General features: G+C 71.7%; 10 protein-coding genes. 8 read left to right on the top strand and 2 right to left on the bottom strand.

The window, feature by feature from the left end:
- Positions 1-24: 24 nt before the first annotated feature.
- Positions 25-2,166, bottom strand: a complete 2,142-nt coding sequence (locus tag KF737_RS15105) for a TonB-dependent receptor (RefSeq protein ID WP_296456423.1) — start codon at positions 2,164-2,166, stop codon at positions 25-27.
- A 235-nt stretch (positions 2,167-2,401) separates the two neighbouring features.
- Here KF737_RS15105 and KF737_RS15100 point away from each other — a divergent pair, with 235 nt between their 5' ends.
- Positions 2,402-3,940 (top strand): class I adenylate-forming enzyme family protein, encoded by a 1,539-nt coding sequence (locus tag KF737_RS15100; protein ID WP_296456421.1) that lies wholly within the window; start codon positions 2,402-2,404, stop codon positions 3,938-3,940.
- 41 nt (positions 3,941-3,981) lie between these two features.
- On the opposite strand, the gene KF737_RS15095 is transcribed toward KF737_RS15100, so the two are convergent.
- On the bottom strand, positions 3,982-4,560 hold the full coding sequence (locus KF737_RS15095) for a TetR/AcrR family transcriptional regulator (RefSeq protein WP_296456419.1): 579 nt from the start codon (positions 4,558-4,560) through the stop codon (positions 3,982-3,984).
- A gap of 226 nt (positions 4,561-4,786) precedes the next feature.
- On the opposite strand from KF737_RS15095, the gene KF737_RS15090 reads away from it, so the two are divergent.
- The 7 genes from KF737_RS15090 to KF737_RS15060 all read left to right on the top strand — a co-directional run bounded on the left by KF737_RS15090 (position 4,787) and on the right by KF737_RS15060 (position 16,199).
- A complete protein-coding gene (locus tag KF737_RS15090) occupies positions 4,787-5,995 on the top strand; it encodes an acetyl-CoA C-acyltransferase (RefSeq protein WP_296456416.1) in 1,209 nt (402 codons plus the stop codon).
- A complete protein-coding gene (locus KF737_RS15085; RefSeq protein ID WP_296456413.1) occupies positions 5,992-6,804 on the top strand; it encodes an enoyl-CoA hydratase/isomerase family protein in 813 nt (270 codons plus the stop codon). Before KF737_RS15090 ends, KF737_RS15085 begins: the two co-directional genes overlap by 4 nt.
- Positions 6,797-8,140: a carboxylesterase family protein gene (locus KF737_RS15080; RefSeq protein ID WP_296456410.1), complete on the top strand. Its 1,344-nt coding sequence runs from the start codon at positions 6,797-6,799 to the stop codon at positions 8,138-8,140. Before KF737_RS15085 ends, KF737_RS15080 begins: the two co-directional genes overlap by 8 nt.
- 24 nt (positions 8,141-8,164) lie before the next feature.
- Positions 8,165-9,082: an SDR family NAD(P)-dependent oxidoreductase gene (locus KF737_RS15075; RefSeq protein WP_296456408.1), complete on the top strand. Its 918-nt coding sequence runs from the start codon at positions 8,165-8,167 to the stop codon at positions 9,080-9,082.
- A gap of 149 nt (positions 9,083-9,231) precedes the next feature.
- The gene (locus KF737_RS15070) at positions 9,232-10,017 is read left to right on the top strand and encodes a 3-hydroxybutyrate dehydrogenase (protein ID WP_296456405.1); all 786 of its coding nucleotides are present in this window, start codon (positions 9,232-9,234) and stop codon (positions 10,015-10,017) included.
- Between the two features lie 147 nt (positions 10,018-10,164).
- Positions 10,165-12,513, top strand: coding sequence for a CHAT domain-containing protein (locus KF737_RS15065; RefSeq protein WP_296456401.1), 2,349 nt, complete (start codon positions 10,165-10,167; stop codon positions 12,511-12,513).
- Positions 12,510-16,199: a filamentous hemagglutinin N-terminal domain-containing protein gene (locus KF737_RS15060; RefSeq protein WP_296456398.1), complete on the top strand. Its 3,690-nt coding sequence runs from the start codon at positions 12,510-12,512 to the stop codon at positions 16,197-16,199. The genes KF737_RS15065 and KF737_RS15060 overlap by 4 nt, the downstream gene beginning before the upstream one ends.
- Positions 16,200-16,301: the final 102 nt, after the last annotated feature.

Below are 16,301 nucleotides of genomic sequence, written 5' to 3'. Positions count from 1 at the left end.
CGCTAGGACGGGGAGGAAATCGCCCTAGAAGCTCACGCCCAGTTGCACGCCGTAGCGGCGCGGGTAGAGGATCTGCACGGCGGTCGAGCCGAGCGCGACCGGGTCCTTGTCGTCCAGGCCGTTCAGCATGAAGCCCTCGAGGCGCCAGTTGTCCTTCTGGACGCCCAGGCGGACGGTGAGGTCGTTGAGCTCGCCCGCCTTCAGGTTCTTCACCGTCGCGTCGATGACGTCGTCACGGAACGAGTAGCCCAGGTAGGCCGTCCCGGTGAGGCCGCCGAACGCCGACAGCTCGCGCTTGTAGTCGGCCGAGACCGTGAAGCTCATCTCCGGCACGTTCGGGACGCGGCCGCCCTTGCGGATGGCGGTGCCCACCGAGAGGTTGCCGACCACGCTCTTGAAGCGCGCGTTCTGGATGTTGCCGGTCGCCGCGAGGGTGAGGCCGCTGACGCCCGCGGGCCGATAGGCCAGGCCGAAGTCGGCGCCCTCGATCTTGGCGTCGCCGCCGTTGGCGAGCGAGATGACCGCCGCGGTCGCGAACTGGACCAGCACGTTGTCCCAGTCGGTGCGGTAGACCGAGCCCTCGACCAGCAACTGGCCGTCGGCGAGCTCCCAGCGCGTGCCCAGCTCGTAGGTCCAGAGCTTGTCGGGCTGCACGCTGGTCTGGATCGTGCCGGCCGGCAGGCCCAGGGTCACGTTGGCGGCGGCGGCCTGGGCCGGCGTCTGCAGCGCGCCCGAGCGGAAGCCCTTGGCGACGTTGAGGTAGACGGTGCCGTTCCCGGCCGGCTTGATCTTCAGGTTGAAGCGCGGGTTGACGCTGTCGAACTTGAGCTGGCCCACGCGCGGCGCGCCGGTCGCGCGGTCGACGCCGTCCACGCTGCGATCGTCCTTGAAATAGGACAGGCCGAACAGCGGCTCCACCAGCCCGCCGAAGAACTTCGCCGAGACCTCCCCGAAGACCGAGTAGGAGTCGGTGTCGATGGTGCCCAGCGTGTTGATGATGCCGGCCTTCGCCGCCGTCGGCGTGGCCTGCGAGTAGTAGAAGATGTCGGAGCGGATCTTGGCGTTGCGGGTGTAGCCGCCCACGATCCAGCGCACCGGGCTGTCGGCCTTCGAGGAGAGCCGCACCTCGTTCGTGTACGACTTCGTATGGAAGTTCGACTCGTTGACGAGGATCGTCAGCAGCGGGGTGATGAAGTCGAGCTCGTGGTCGACGTACGACGTGTTGACCGTCAGGTCGCCGATGCCCGTCGACCAGTTCAGGGTCGCCGAATAGATGTCGGCGTCGACGTCGGTGTAGCCCAGCCGCCCGCCGGTGCCGACGATGCCGGGCAGGTTGAACGGCGTGGGCGCCAGCGCCGACGTGGTCGCGTTCTTCGGCGTCAGGCTGTTCGAGAAGTCCTGATCGTTGCGGATGATCCAGACGAAGCCGGTGAGCTGGACGTCGTCGGTCGGCTCCCAGCCCAGGGTCAGGCGCGCGTTCTTGCCGGTGAAGTCGTTGACGTTGCGCCGCTGCAGCTCGGGCGCTTCGGCATAGCCGCTGAGGCGCTCGTAGCCGGCCGACAGGCGCGCGGCGAGCTGGCCCTTGACCAGCGGCATGTTGACCACGGCGTCGGCGTTGTAGTTCGTCCCGCCGCCCTCGGTCGTCGAGATCTCGGCCTGCGCCTTGCCGGAGAAGTTGTCCGGATCGGGCTTGGCGGTGATCAGCTTGATCGTGCCGCCCATCGACCCCTGGCCGTAGAGCGTCCCGGACGGCCCGCGGATCACCTCCACCCGCTCCAGGTCCAGCAGCCGCGCCGGCGGCGTGAGCTGGAGGTTGGGCACGCCGAACGGGGTGTCGTCGATGTAGTAGCCGACCAGGCCGTCGCCGGTGGTGCCGCTGCTGACGCCGCGGATCTGGATGGTCTCGAAGCCGGGGGTGGTGCTGGAGACCACGCTGGCGCCGGGGATCAGCTTGGTGAGGTCCGAGACCTTCGCCGCGCCGCTGCGCTCGACCGCCTCGCCGCTCAGCGACTGCACCGACAGCGGCACCTCGATGAGCTTCTCCGCGCGCTTCTGCGCGGTTACGACCAGCTCGGCCACCGTGCCGTCGTCATCGGCGGCGGACGCGACACCCGGCGCGACCAGGCTGACCGCACACGTCGCAAGAAGCATTGCACGTATGTTCATGTTTTTTGACTCCCCCTCGGGCCTGCATCCCGGCCGATTGCGCTTCCTTCCACGAGGAAAGATCACCGAATCCGGCGTCGCCTCGCCTTGTTGTCTCAAACTAAACACTTGTACAGTCTCATGGCAAGCTTCATCGTTGAGACGACATCGCCTTGCTAAGGGGCGGTCGAATTTGCACACTGGGCGCTCGGGGATGAACAAGCGTATGGTTGAACACGGACACGGGCCGGGCCTGGTGGCGCAGCTGTTTCGCGCCGCGGTCACGGCTGACCCACAGGCGCCCGCGACGTCCGAGGCGGGCCGGCGGCTCACGTACGGCGAACTGGACCGCGAGGTCGACCGCTACGCGAGGGCTCTCCTGGCGCAAGGGCTGCGGCGCGGCGACCGCCTCGCCATGCTGACGGCGCCCTCGGTGGACTTCTGGATCGCCTTCCACGCGGCCACGTCGATCGGGGTCACTTGGCTGGGGATCAACCCGCGCTACCAGGCCCGCGACTTCGAGCACGTCCTGGCCGACGCCGAGCCGACCCTGGTCGCGGTGATGTCGCCGTTCGACGGCCGCGACTACTGCGCCGAACTCGCGGCGATCTCGCCCGGCCTCAGGATGGTGTGCCACGGCGCGCCCTCGGCCGGCGCCATGCCGCTGGAGGCCTTCCTGGCGTCCGGCGAGGCCGTCGACGACGCGGCGCTGTCCCGCGCCCGCGCCGCGGTCGCGCCCGAGGACATCGGCCTGATCGTCTACACCTCGGGCACCACCGGCAAGCCGAAGGGCGCGATGCTGTCCCAGGCGACCATCACCGCCTCGGCGCGGGCCAACCTGGCCTGGATGGGCGCCGCCGGGCTGGCCAGCTCGATCTGCGCCGCGCCGGTGAACCACGTGGGCGCGATCAACAACCTCTGCATGCCCGTGCTGGCGGCCAACGGGCACATCATCTTCCATCCGCGCGTGGACGTGGCGGCGATCGGCGAGATCAGCCGGCGGGAGCAACCGACCTACCTCGTCTCCTCACCCACCGGCTTCGCGATGATGCTGCAGCAACCGCAGGGCATGGCCGAGCGCCTGGGCGCCACGCGGCTCATCGTGTTCGGCGGCGCGGTGACGCCCGAGGCGGTGCTCGAGCAGTTCGCCCGGCCGGGCCTGCGGCTCGCCAACGTCTACGGCCAGACCGAGACCTGCGGGATCATCACCCGCACCGCCGCCGACGCGACCCTCAGGGTGATGTCCGAGACGATCGGCGAGGTCCTGCCCGGCGCTGAACTGCGCGTCGCCGATCCCGCCACCGACGCACCTGCGCCCGTCGGCGCGCTTGGCGAGATCCAGGTCCGCGGCCCCTATCTGATGAGCGGCTATTTCCGGAACCCCGAGGCGACGGCCGCGGCGTTCACGGCGGACGGCTTCCTGCGGACCGGCGACCTGGGCGTGCTGCGCGAGGACGGCAACGTCGTCTTCGGCGGCCGCCTGAAGGAGATGTTCAAGTCGGGCGGCTACAACGTCTATCCGGTCGAGGTGGAGCAGGCGATCTGCGAGCACCCCGCCGCGGCGATCGCGGCCGTCGTCGCCGCCCCGCACCCGACCTTCCAGGAAGTGGGCCACGCCTTCGTCGAGCTGGCCCCCGGCGCCGAGGTCACGGCCGACGACCTGCGCGCGTTCCTGCGGACCCGCATCGCCAACTACAAGATCCCGAAGACCTTCACCCTGGCCGCGGAGTTGCCCCGCCTGCCGAACGGCAAGGTCGACAAGATGGCGCTGAAGGCGGAGGCGGTCGGCGCCTAGATGCGTTCCGAAAAGTGGGAACCGCGCGACAAAACAAAAAGCTAGCCGCCCGCACGCCGGCTCGAGGCGCCGCGCCGGATCAGGGTCATGTAGGCCCGATGCCGCCGCTGCCACAGCTCGCGGTCGTAGCCCGAACGGCCCAGCACGCGCTTGATGTAGGGGTCGAACACCATGGTGCCGAGTTCGAGGTACATCATCAGGAAGGGCAGCCAGAGCCTGTCGACGTCGGGCGCCAACTGGCCGGCGGCGTCCATCCGCATCACCGTCGACTGCACGAAGCCGTAGAACCGCTGGAAGAGCGAGAAGCCCCAGTCGCTCTCCTCCAGCAGCGCGCGGCGGAAGTAGGCGACGATGGTCGGCCAGTCCTCGGCGTGGCGCTCGATCCAGGCGTCGATCAGCTCCGCCGGATCCTGGGTCGCACTCAGTCCCTGCGGCGCCGCGTCCGTGATGGCGTCTTCGAACTGCGCGATGAAGAACTCGTCCACCGCCTCGCGGAGGCCGTCCTTCGACCCGAAGTGGTGGTTGATCAGCCCGACGCTGACGCTGGACGCCGCAGCGATGTCGCGGACGGTGACACTGTCGAAGCCCTTCTCGGCGAACAGCGCGAAGGCGGTGCGCACCAGGCGCTCGCGCCCATCGGGGTTATCCCGCCGTCCTTGAACCAAAGCCCGCCCCTCCACGATCCCGCGCGAGTCTGGCGAAGCGTTCAGCGGAAATCCAGATTATTCGCGCCCCGCGCACCGCGACGTTCAGCGATCGCCCACGCAGATGGCGCAGCGGAATGCTTGCATCCCGGCTTGAGCTGAAATACTGCACAATTGTTCAGTCCCGATCCGGAGAGCTCCCTTGCGTGAAGCCGTCATCGTCTCCGTCGCCCGCACGGGCCTCGCGAAATCGCTGCGCGGCAGCCTGAACGCGACGCACCCGATCACCTATGCCGGGCACGCGCTGAGCCACGCGATCGCGCGCGCCGGCGTCGACCCGGCCGAAATCGAGGACGTCGTGCTGGGCTCGGGCCATCCGGAAGGCGCCACCGGCTACGACATCGCCCGCACCGCCGCGCTGAAGGCCGGCTGCCCGGTCACGACGTCGGGCGTGACCCTGAACCGCTTCTGCTCCTCGGGCCTGCAGGCGGTGGCCGCCGCGGCGGGCCGCATCCGCACCGAGGACGTGCCGGTGGTCGCCGCGGGCGGGGTCGAAAGCATCTCGCTGGTCCAGTTGGGCGGCCACATGAACACCTTCCACCTGCAGGAGCCGGACCTCGCCGCGGCGAAGCCCGAACTGTGGATGTCGATGATCGAGACGGCCGAGGTCGTCGCCGACCGCTACGGCGTCACCCGCGAGGCGCAGGACGCCTACGCGCTGGAGTCCCAGCGCCGCACCGCCGCCGCGCAGGCCGCGGGCCTCTTCGCCGGCGAGATCGTGCCGCTGCCCGTCCGCCGCGCGGTGGCGGACAAGGCGACCGGCGCCGTGAGCCTCGTCGACGGCGTGCTGGACCGCGACGAGTGCAACCGCCCCGACACGACCGCCGAAGGGCTGGCGGCGCTGAAGCCGGTGCTCAGGAACGGCCAGCGCTTCGCCGAGGGCCGCACGGTCACCGCCGGCAACGCCTCCCAGCAGGCCGACGGCGCCGCGGCGCTGGTGATGATGGAGGCCAAGGAAGCCGCGCGGCGCGGGCTCTCGCCGCTGGGCGCCTTCCGCGGGTTCGCCGTCGCCGGCTGCGAGCCGGACGAGATGGGCATCGGCCCGGTCTTCGCGATCCCGCGCCTGCTGGAGCGCCACGGCCTGAAGGTCGGCGACATCGACCTGTGGGAACTGAACGAGGCCTTCGCCAGCCAGTGCCTCTACAGCCGCGACAAGCTGGGCATCGACCCCGAGAAGTACAACGTCAACGGCGGCGCCATCGCCGTCGGCCACCCCTACGGCATGACCGGCGCCCGCTGCGTCGGCCACGTGCTGCTGGAAGGTCGTCGGCGCAAGGCCCGCTACGGCGTCGTCACCATGTGCGTCGGGTCGGGCATGGGCGCGGCGGGTCTGATCGAGATCTTCCCGTGACGGCCGACCCGCTGGATCGGACGTTCGAGCACATCCGCGTGCGCCGCGACGGCGCCGTGGCCGAAGTCTCCCTCGCCCGGCCAGAGGCCCGCAACGCCCTGCAGGCCGTGACGCTGCACGAGCTGACCGAAGTGGCGCATCTCCTGCGCCGCCGCAGCGACATCGCCGCCGTGATCCTCTCCGGGGCGCCGGCCTTCTTCTCCGCCGGCGCCGACGTCGCCGACTTCGAGAACCGCATCCGGGCCCCGACGCTGCTGGAGACGCGCGACGTCATCATGGCCGGCCCCGACATGTGTGAGGCCTGGGAGCAGATCGAAGCGGTCACCATCGCCGCGATCGAGGGCTACTGCGTCGGCGGCGCCTGCGCGCTGGCGCTGGCGTGCGATTTCCGGATCCTGGGCGCGTCAGGCTTCCTGCGACTGCCCGAGGTCGCGCTCGGCGTGAACATGAGCTGGCGCACGGTGCCGCGGGTCACCGCGCTGGCCGGTCCCTCGCGCGCCAAGCGCTTCGTGATCTTCGGCGAACGCACGGATGCGGCGACCTGCCTGGACTGGGGCCTGGCCGATGAGGTCGTCGCCGACGGCGGCGCAGTGGGGGCGGCGCGGGCCTGGGCGGCGCGCGTGGCCGCCCTGCCGCCGCTGCCGGTCCGCATGACCAAGGAGCAGGTCAACGCCACCGCCCACGCCCTCTCGCACGCCGCCAGCTACATGGACCGCGACCAGTACCTGGTGACCAGCCGCTCGCGCGACTTCGCCGAGGGCCGCGAGGCCTTCCTGCAGCGGCGCACGCCGGAGTTCGGCGGTGACTGACGTCGAGGTCGAGATCGCCGACGGCGTGCTCGTCGGGCGGCGGGAGGCCGGGATCGACCGCTTCCTCGGCATCCCCTACGCCGCGCCGCCCGTAGGGCCGCTCCGCTGGCGGCCGGCCGCGCCGCCCGTGGCCTGGGCCGGGCGCCGCGATGCGGCCGTGTTCGGGCCGGACTCCCTGCAACCGCCCTTCGAGGGCTGGGGCCGCTCGCGGGCGACGCGCGCGGACGAGGACTGCCTCTACCTGAATGTCTGGTCGCCCCCGGGGGCGACGGCCGCGCCGGTCCTGATCGTGATCCACGGCGGCGGCTTCCAGCTCGTCTCCGGCGCGCACCCGGCGTTCGACGGCGCCGTGCTGGCGGCGAGCGGGGTGGTCGTCGTCACGTTCAACTACCGCCTCGGCCTGCTGGGCTTCGCCGGGGGCTCGCACTGGCTGACCGACCAGATCGCCGCGTTGCGCTGGGTCCGCAGCCACATCGCCCGCTTCGGGGGCGATCCCGGGAACGTGACGATCGCGGGCGCGTCGGCCGGCGGCGTCAGCGTCAACGCCCTCAACATCGCGCCCTCGGCGCGGGGGCTCTTCCGCCAGGCGATCAGCATCTCGGGCGGCGGCGACAATCTCTTCGCCCGGCCCCCGCACCCGCCGATCCCCGACCGATCCGCTTACGGCGAGCCGCCGGTCTACGACACGGCCTTCGCCTCGGGCGCCGGGGAGTACGCCGCGGTCGACGGCGCGCTCATCCCGGCCTTCCCCTCCGAGGCGCTGCGCGCGGGCCGGTCGAACGCCGGGCGCCTGATCTTCGCCTTCTCGGACTTCGAGGCGTCGATGCTCGACCAGATGGGGACGCCCCCCGAAGCGATGGCGGCGGCGATGCGGGACCTCGCGCCGGAGGCCGAGCGCCGGCCCGTCGAGCCCGACGGCTACGCCCTCTACAGCCACTGCGGCTTCCGCCGGCCCGCGCTCGACCTCGCCGACGCCGCGAGCGCAGCGGGGCTGGACGTGCGGGTGCTGGACTACGGCTTCGTGCCGACGGCCGGCCGGGCGAGACTGCGGGGCGCGGCGCACGGCGCGGCGCTCTACGACATCCTGGGCACGACCGACCCGCTGCACGACGAACTGGGCCTCGTGCGCGCTGCTGGGGACGAGGCCTTCCTGGGCGGCCTCAGGCGCCGCATCCTCGGTCTGCTGACAAGCGCCGACCCGGCTTCCGCCGCACAGTGGCCGCGCTACCGGGTTGGCGAAGCGACGGCGCTGCGCATCGACGCCGCCGGCGATGCCCGGATCGGACACGTCCGCGGCCTGCAGGACCTCGCCGCCCTCGCCCACCCCGATACCTGAAACTCCCAGCCAAGGACCTCTCAGATGAGCATCCGCTTCGACGGCCGCGTGGCCATCGTCACCGGCGCCGGCGCCGGCCTCGGCCGCAGCCACGCGCTCGGCCTCGCCGCCCGCGGCGCGCGCGTGGTCGTCAACGACTTCGGGGGCGACGTCCATGGCGCCGGCGCTTCCTCCGAACCCGCCGAGCGCGTCGCCGCCGAGATCCGCGCGGCCGGCGGCGAGGCCATCGCCCACGGCGCCGACGTCACCAGCCCCGACCAGGTCGCCGACATGGTCGCCTCGGCGATATCGACCTGGGGCCAGGTCGACGTCCTGATCAACAACGCGGGCATCCTGCGCGACGCCAGCTTCGCCAAGATGAGCCTCGCCGACTTCCGCAAGGTGGTGGAGGTGCATCTGATGGGCTCGGTCACCTGCACCCACGCGGTGTGGCCGCACATGCGCGCGGCGAACTACGGCCGCATCCTGATGACCACGTCGTCCAGCGGGCTCTACGGCAATTTCGGGCAGTCGAACTACGGCGCCGCCAAGACCGCCCTGGTCGGCCTGATGAACGTGCTGCAGATCGAGGGCGAGAAGAACGGCATCCGCGTGAACACGCTGGGGCCCGGCGCGGCGACGCGCATGACCGAGGCCCTGATCACGCCCGACATCCTCAAGCTGATGACGCCGGAGTCGGTGACGCCCACCGCCCTCTTCCTGGTCTCGGAGGACGCGCCGCGCCGCACGATCCTCAACGCCACCGCGGGCGGCGTCTCGCGCACCTACCTGCACGAGACCGAGGGCGTCTACCTGCCGCCCGCCGAGAACACGCCGGAGACCATCGCCGCCCTGTTCGACCGGATCTCGGACACGAGCGGCCAGCACCTCTACGAGACCGGCGGCGGCCAGGTCATGAAGTTCGTCGGCAAGGCGGCGGCCGAACAGCGCTCGACTCCGTAGCCAAGCCCCCTCCGGGACACCACCGCACGGCATTGACTTTTGCGGTGGAGCAAAAGGAGTACGGCGGGCTAAACGACGGGCAAGGTCGTTTGGGTGCGCCTGCGAACAGGCCACGCCGCACCGCAATCGTCGCAAACGGGGAAGTTCCAATGTCGCTCAAAGGACTAAGCGCCGTCGTCACCGGCTCGACCAGCGGCATCGGGCAGGGGATCGCCGACGTCCTGGCCTCGAAGGGCGCAAACCTGGTCATCAACGGCTTCGGCGACGCCGCCGCGATCGAGGCCCAACGGGCGGACCTGGAAGCCAGGTACGGCGTCAAGGCCGTCTACAGCGGCGCCGACATCTCCAGGCCCGACGAGGTGAAGGGCATGATCGACCTCTGCGTCAGCAGCTTCGGCGCGGTCGACATCCTCGTGAACAACGCGGGCATCCAGTACACCGAGAGCGTCGAGGACTTCCCGCTGGAGCGGTGGAACGCGATCATCGCGATCAACCTCTCGGGCGTCTTCTTCGGCGCCCAGGCCGCCCTGCCGCACATGAAGAAGAAGGGCTTCGGCCGGATCATCAACATCGGCTCGGTCCACGGCCTGGTCGGCAGCACCCGCAAGGTGGCCTATATCGCCGCCAAGCACGGCGTCGTCGGCATGAGCAAGGTCATCGCGCTGGAGACGGCCGGCTCCGGCGTCACCTGCAACACCATCTGCCCGGGCTGGGTGCATACCCCGCTGGTGCAGAAGCAGATCGAAACCATCGCGGCGAACGAGAAGATCAGCATCGAGGCCGCGACCGAGAAGCTGCTGATCGAGAAGCAGCCGTCGAAGCAGTTCGCCACGCCCGAGCAGGTGGGCGAACTCGCCGCGTTCCTCTCCAGCGAGGCGGCCGGCCAGATCACTGGCATAGCGATCCCGGTCGACGGCGGCTGGACGGCGCAGTAGCGGCGGCTGGCCGGCGTCCCCGCCGTTCGCCCACCTGGGGTTCGCGATTGACAAGCGACCCCGGTGCGCCGCCAGAGTCACCGCGCACGAACATATGGGGGCGACATGCGGCGCGGGGGCGTCCGAGGATGGGCTGTGGCGTCGGCCATGGCGGCGTTCGCCGGCCTGAGCGGCTGGGCGGCGCCGGCCGCCGCCGCGCTGTCCGACCAGCTCTGCGTCCCGACCGGCGCCGGGGACCTCACCGCCTATCCCGCCGCCGCCGACCTGCAGCGCGCCGCCGCCGCCGCCGAGCAGCGGCTGTCGCGCCGCGGCGCCGCCGACCCGTTCTCCGACGTCGCCCCCGGCCTGGAGCTGGCCACGGCCGGCGCCGATCGGCCCTCGGCGCTCGCGGTGGCCGAATACTGCGCCGCCGCCGGCGAGCTGATGCGGGTGAGCGCGCAGGGCAGCCAGTTGCAGGCGCAGACCTACCTCCTGGGCGCCTTCCAGACCGCGAGCCGCGCCGGCCTGCAGGCCCAGGCCTCGGTCGCCGCCTATCGCCTGGGGCTGGTGTCGCTGTCGGGCACGCCGGCCAGCGGCACGCGCGGCGCGCGCGGCCGCTCCCGCGGGCCCACCGCCGCCGTGCGCGAGGTCGAGCAGATGCGCGGCGGGCCGTGCGACATCCTGGTGCGCACCGCCTTCGTGGTGAACGCCGGCCTGCCGCTCTCCGTGGCGTCGCTGGGTTGCGCCGCCGAGCAGGCGCGGCTGGCGGGCGACCACAAGACCGCCGCCCTGGCCGAACTGCGCCTCGCGCGCCTGCGCCTGTCGGTCGCCGAGCAGAACGCCGAGGCCGGCGCCGACTTCCGCCGCGAAGCCGCGGAGGCCGCCCGGAACGGCCTCGCCGACGCCCGGCGCATCGACGATATGGCCCTGCGCGCCGAGGCGATGGGCCGCCTGGCCTCCGCGATCCTCGACGCCCGCGCGGGCCGCACCGACGACCTCGCCGCCGTCACCGCCGCCATGCGCGAGGTGAGGATCCCCGCCGCCCAGGCCTATGCCGCCGCCCTCGACGCCCGCCTCGCCGCGGCCGCCGGCGACCTGGCGGCCGCGCGCCGGCTGATGGACGACGCACTGCTGCTGGAGAGCCAGCGCACCCTGCCCGCGCGCCTGCCGGAGTACCGCCTGCTGCTGGCCGACCTGGACCCGGCCAACCGCGAGGCCCATGTGCTCGCCGCCTACGATGCGCTGGAGGCGATCCGTCCGCTGCTGCCGCGCTTCGACCCGCTGACCGAGGAGACGGCGTTTTCGCTCTACATGCGCCGCGTCTTCCAGAGTGCGGTGGACGTGCAACTGGCCGGCGCCGACGGCGGGGCCGCCGTCGTCCGGGTGAAGGGCGCCCAGCAGATCCTGGAGGCCTACCGCCAGGCCGAGCTGCAGAGCGTGTTCGGCAGCGAGTGCATCCCGGCCCGCGATCCGCTGAAGCCCGAGACGCTCAGGGCCGGCGAGGTGCTGCTCTACCCGATCCTGCTGCCCGACCGGCTGGAGCTGCTCTACGTCGCCGGCGGGGCTGGCGGCGCCGAATTCCGCCGTCTCCCGCCCAACTACAGCATGGGCCGCCAGACGCTGTCGCGCCTGGTCGAGACCGCCGTGGTCTCGCTCTCCGGCGGCGAGGACGATGCCTGGCGCGCCGCCTCGCGCCAGCTCTACGACATCCTGATCAAGCCGGTCGAAAGCCAGCTCACCGAGGGCTCGCTGCTGGCCGTGGTGCCCGACGGGGCGCTGCGCAGCCTGCCGTTCGCCGTGCTGCTGGACAGCCGGAACCGCTACCTCGTGCAGAAGACCCGCGTCGCGGTCGCCCCGGCGCTGGCCTACTCGCAGGCCGGCGCCGACGACGCCCAACGCCTGCAACTGCTCGCCGCCTCGCTCGAGAAGGAAGTCCGCCTGCCCGCCGGCCGCTTCGAGAAGCTGGAGGGCACCGGGGCCGAGGCCAAGCTGGCCGCCGTCACCGACGGCCGGCGCATCGAGCGCTCATGGGTGATCGAGAACTTCAACAAGGCCGACCTCGTGAACGCGCTCACCCGCGAGCAGGTCGATGTGCTGCACCTCGCCACCCACGCCTCGTTCAACGGCCGCTCGGACCGCGCCTTCATCGTCGCCAACGGCGAGGTGATCCTGCTCTCCGAGCTGCGCCAGATCCTCAGCCAGAACCGCACCCGCGGCGGCGAGCTGGACCTGCTGGTCCTCTCGGCCTGCGAGACCGCCGTGGGCGACGACGAGGCCAGCATGGGCCTGGCCGGCGCGGCCGTGCAGGCGGGCGCCAAGAGCGCCATCGCCTCGCTCTGGCCGGTCAGCGACACCGGCACCGCCGAGCTGATGAAGACCTTCTACAAGCTCTATCGCGAAGGCCGCACCAAGTCGGAGGCGCTGCGCGAGGCCCAGCTCTCGCTGATCGACCAGGGCGGCGACCTCGCCAACCCCAACATCTGGGCCGCCTTCACCCTGCTGGGAGCGTGGCGTTGAGGGGGGCGTCGAGGGGAGCCGTCGCGGCGCTGGGGCTGGCGCTCGCGGGCTGGCCGATGGCCGCCCTCGGCCAGACGGTCATCACCCCCGACATCGCGGCCGGCCGCGGGCTCGGCACCACGGTGGGGCAGGCCGGGACCGTCTACACCGTCGACGGCGGGACGCGGGCCGGGAACAACCTCTTCCACAGCTTCTCGCAGTTCGACCTCGGCGCCGGCGACACCGCCCGCTGGGCGCGCGCCGCGGGCGATGGGGCGAGCATCGCCAATGTCGTGAACCGCGTCACGGGCGGCGCGCCCTCGACCATCTCGGGCGCCCTGGACTCCACCGCGCTGCCCAACGCCGCCTTCTGGTTCGTCAATCCGGCAGGCATCGTGTTCGGCGCCGGCGCGGCCGTGAACGTGCCGGGCGCGGCGCACTTCTCCACCGCCGCCGAGCTCCGCTTCGCCGACGGCGCCCGCTTCAGCGCCGCCACGCCTAGTGGCTCCACCCTCTCCATCGCCGCGCCCGAGGCCTTCGGCTTCCTGGGCGCCCAGGGCGACATCGACATCACCGGCGCCGGCCTGGGCTTCGCGCCGGGGAACGCCACCCTGTCGTTCAGCGCCGCGAATGTGTCGGTGACGGGCAGCCAGTTCGCGCCCCGCGGCCTCGACCTCGTCGCGGTGGGCGACAAGGCGACGGCGGTGCGGCCCTCCGACCCTCTGTCGGCGGCGCGCGGCGGCGTGGTGAGCCTGGAGCGCAGCCAACTGGCCGTGATCACCACGGACGCGCCGGGCGCGCCCGCGCGCGTGGCGGCAGGCGAGATTCGGATGAGGTCCGCGAGCCTCGTCTCCGACACTGGCGGCGCGGGCCGCGGCGGCGACGTCGTGCTGCAGGGCGACCGCATGACGCTCGCCCCCGACGCCTTCGTGATCAGCTCGACGCGTGGCGCGGGCGACGGCGGCCAGCTCGTGGTCAGGGCGACGACCCTGGAGGTCGACGCCCGCGGCGCCACGACCACCACCGGCTTCGGCGCCGTCGGATCGGCGGGCGGGGCGGCGGGCGGCGTCTCGCTGACGGCCACGGACACGATCAGCCTCCTGGGCGAGACGGACAATCCGACCGGCAGCGGCTACGCCTTCGTCGGCTCCACCATCATCGGCGCGGGCGACGGCGGCGACGTGGAGCTGACGGCCGGCCGTCTCGTCATCGACACCGGCCTGATCAGCTCTTCGGGGGTCGGGACGGGCCGGAGCGGCGACATCCGCATCAGCGCGCCGGTGCAGGACCTGGGCAATGCGACCGTGCTCACCGGCGCCCTGGGCGACGGCCGCCCGGGCGACGTGCGCATCGACGGCGCGACCATCGCCATCTCGGGCGGCGCGTTCGGCGCCACGCCGGGCACGCGCCAGCAGTCCGGCTCGCTCGTCATCGCCGCCACCGAGCGCCTCACGGCCGAGGGCGGCGGCTTCACCTCATCCAGCTCCAGCCCGGCCTCGTTCGGCAGCGTCACCCTGACGGCGCCGCAGATGCTCCTCTCGCAGAGCCGCATCGGCACCGAGGCGTTCGGCGAGGGCCTGGCCGGCCAGATCCTGCTCCAGGCCGACACCCTGCTGCTCGATCGCATCTTCCTCACCTCCGACGCGGCCAACGGGGCCTCCGCCACAGGCCTGGTGCGGTTGAAGGCGAGCGGCGACCTCGTGATGAACCAGGGCCAGTATTCCGCCAGCGTCCTCGGCACGGCGAACGGGGGCCGCATCGAGGTCTCGGGCCGCGACGTGCTGATCGACGGCGCCATCATCCAGACCGACACCGCCGGCTTCGGGACGGGCGACGCCGGTCAGATCGCCATCACGGCCGACAACCGGCTCGACATCACGACGGCGGCCTTCATCAGCTCCAGCAGCGGCAGCGAGGGCGACGCCGGCGACATCGCGCTGAAGGCGCGTGCGATCACCATGGACTTCAGTTCCGGGGTCCATTCCGACACGCTATTCGCCGGCAACGCGGGCCGCGTCACGGTCGACGCCCAGACGCTCGACATCACCGACGGCGCGTCGATCACGTCCGAAGCGCGCACCGGGACCGGCGAGGCGGGCACCGTCACCGTCAATGTCGGCAAGCTCAGCATGGCGAACGGCTTCATCTCGTCCTCGACGAGTACGCCCGGCCGCGGCGGCTCGGTCGCGATCAAGGCGGACCAGATCGACCTGGACGGCTCAGCCGGCGAGTTCACCACCTACATTTCGTCGGAAACCTTCGGCGCGGGTGACGGCGGAAACGTGACGGTCCAGGCGAAGTCGATCGCGCTCAGGAACGGCGGCCAGATCGCATCCAACGGCTACGACGAAGGTGCGGCCGGCAGCATCTCCATATCGGCCGACGATCTCACGTTGACGGGTGGCGGCGCCATATCGTCCGCCGGGCAGGTTGCGGAAGGCGGCGACGTCTCCATCACCGCGGGCAAGGTGACCCTGCGTTCGGAACCCGGCCTGTTCTCGTACATCGTGTCCTCCGTCTTCGGGGCCGGCGATGCGGGGAACCTCACCCTGGACGTCCGGGGCGCGCTGGAGTTGGACGGCGGCAGCTCCATTTCGTCCGACAACCTCTCGGGCAGCGGCAATGCCGGCGCCGTGCGTATCAAAGCCGACTCGATCGCCGTGCACGACTTCAGCGGGATCAGCTCCAGCACCAACGATTTCGGGAATGCGGGGACGGTCGGGATCCAGGCGCGGACGCTGACCCTGGACAGCGGCGGCATCATCCTTTCCGTCGCCACGTCGAGGTCCAACGGCAACGCCGGAGCTGTGACGATCGACGCCGACACCGTCACGGTCGGCAAGGACTCCAGCATCACCACCGCCACCTTCGCCTCCGGCAACGCCGGCGCGGTGGACATCACGGCGACCAAGGCCCTGAGCGTCGACGGCGGCGAGATCTCGTCCTCGTCCGGGATCGGCGCCGCAGGCGCGGCGCGCAGCGTGACCATCGCGACCGGGGACCTGACCGTCACGAACGCCGGCCTCATCACCACCCTGTCCGACAACGCCATCCGGGCCGGCGAGGTGAACATCGTGGCGCGGCAGGTCACGGTCGACGGCTTCACGTCCCTCATCTCCAGCGCCAACACTTCGGAGGTGGGCGGTGATGCCGGTACGATCTCCATCACCGCCGACGGGCTGCGGATCGCCAACGGCGCCGCGATCACCACGAATTCCGAGACGGGCGCCGCAGGCAGCATCGATATCCTGGTGAAGCGCCCCGGCCTCGTGATCCTCGAAGGCGGCGAGTTCCCGGGCCTGATCCTCACCTCGTCCGGCCCCGGCACGGGCGGGAAGATCACCCTGGCCGATCCGCTGGCGGTCATCTCCAACGGCGGCCGCATCCTGGCGCTGGGCCAGCAGCGTGGCGCCAACGTGGTCATCCAGAGCCGCTACTTCATCCAGTCGACCGACCGCTCGAACGTCATCGACGTCGACGGCGACTTCCAGCTCCAGACCGGCCTCTACGATGTCTCGTCCGGCACCGTCGCCCGCGAGCTCTCGGTGCTGGACGCCTCCAAGGTGCTGCGCGGCCAGTGTCCGGCCGCGCGGTCGACCGGCGCGGTCAGCCAGCTCATCACGCGGCCCGTCGGTCCCTACGCCCGCGAGGGGGTCGACGTGCTGGAGCGCCCGCTGGGCGGCATCGGCCCGGGGAGCTGTCCTTGAGCCGCATCGCGGCCGCCCTGGCCGTCCTCCTCGCCGGCGCCGCCCCGGCCGCGCTGCACGCGCAGCCCGCGCCGCCGCCCGCGCCACAGGGCGACCTCTCGC

This window comes from Phenylobacterium sp., from assembly GCF_019636135.1.
In the GTDB taxonomy this organism is placed as follows: Bacteria; Pseudomonadota; Alphaproteobacteria; order Caulobacterales; family Caulobacteraceae; genus Phenylobacterium.
The sequence above is the reverse complement of the archived record's forward strand: the minus strand, read 5'-3'. Positions and strand labels throughout refer to the sequence as shown.

Coding starts and splice junctions, on each gene's coding strand:
- KF737_RS15105 (WP_296456423.1), bottom strand. CDS start 2,166: ATGAACATACGTGCAATGCTTCTTGCGACGTGTGCGGTCAGCCTGGTC.
- KF737_RS15075 (WP_296456408.1), top strand. CDS start 8,165: ATGAGCATCCGCTTCGACGGCCGCGTGGCCATCGTCACCGGCGCCGGC.
- KF737_RS15070 (WP_296456405.1), top strand. CDS start 9,232: ATGTCGCTCAAAGGACTAAGCGCCGTCGTCACCGGCTCGACCAGCGGC.
- KF737_RS15065 (WP_296456401.1), top strand. CDS start 10,165: ATGGCGGCGTTCGCCGGCCTGAGCGGCTGGGCGGCGCCGGCCGCCGCC.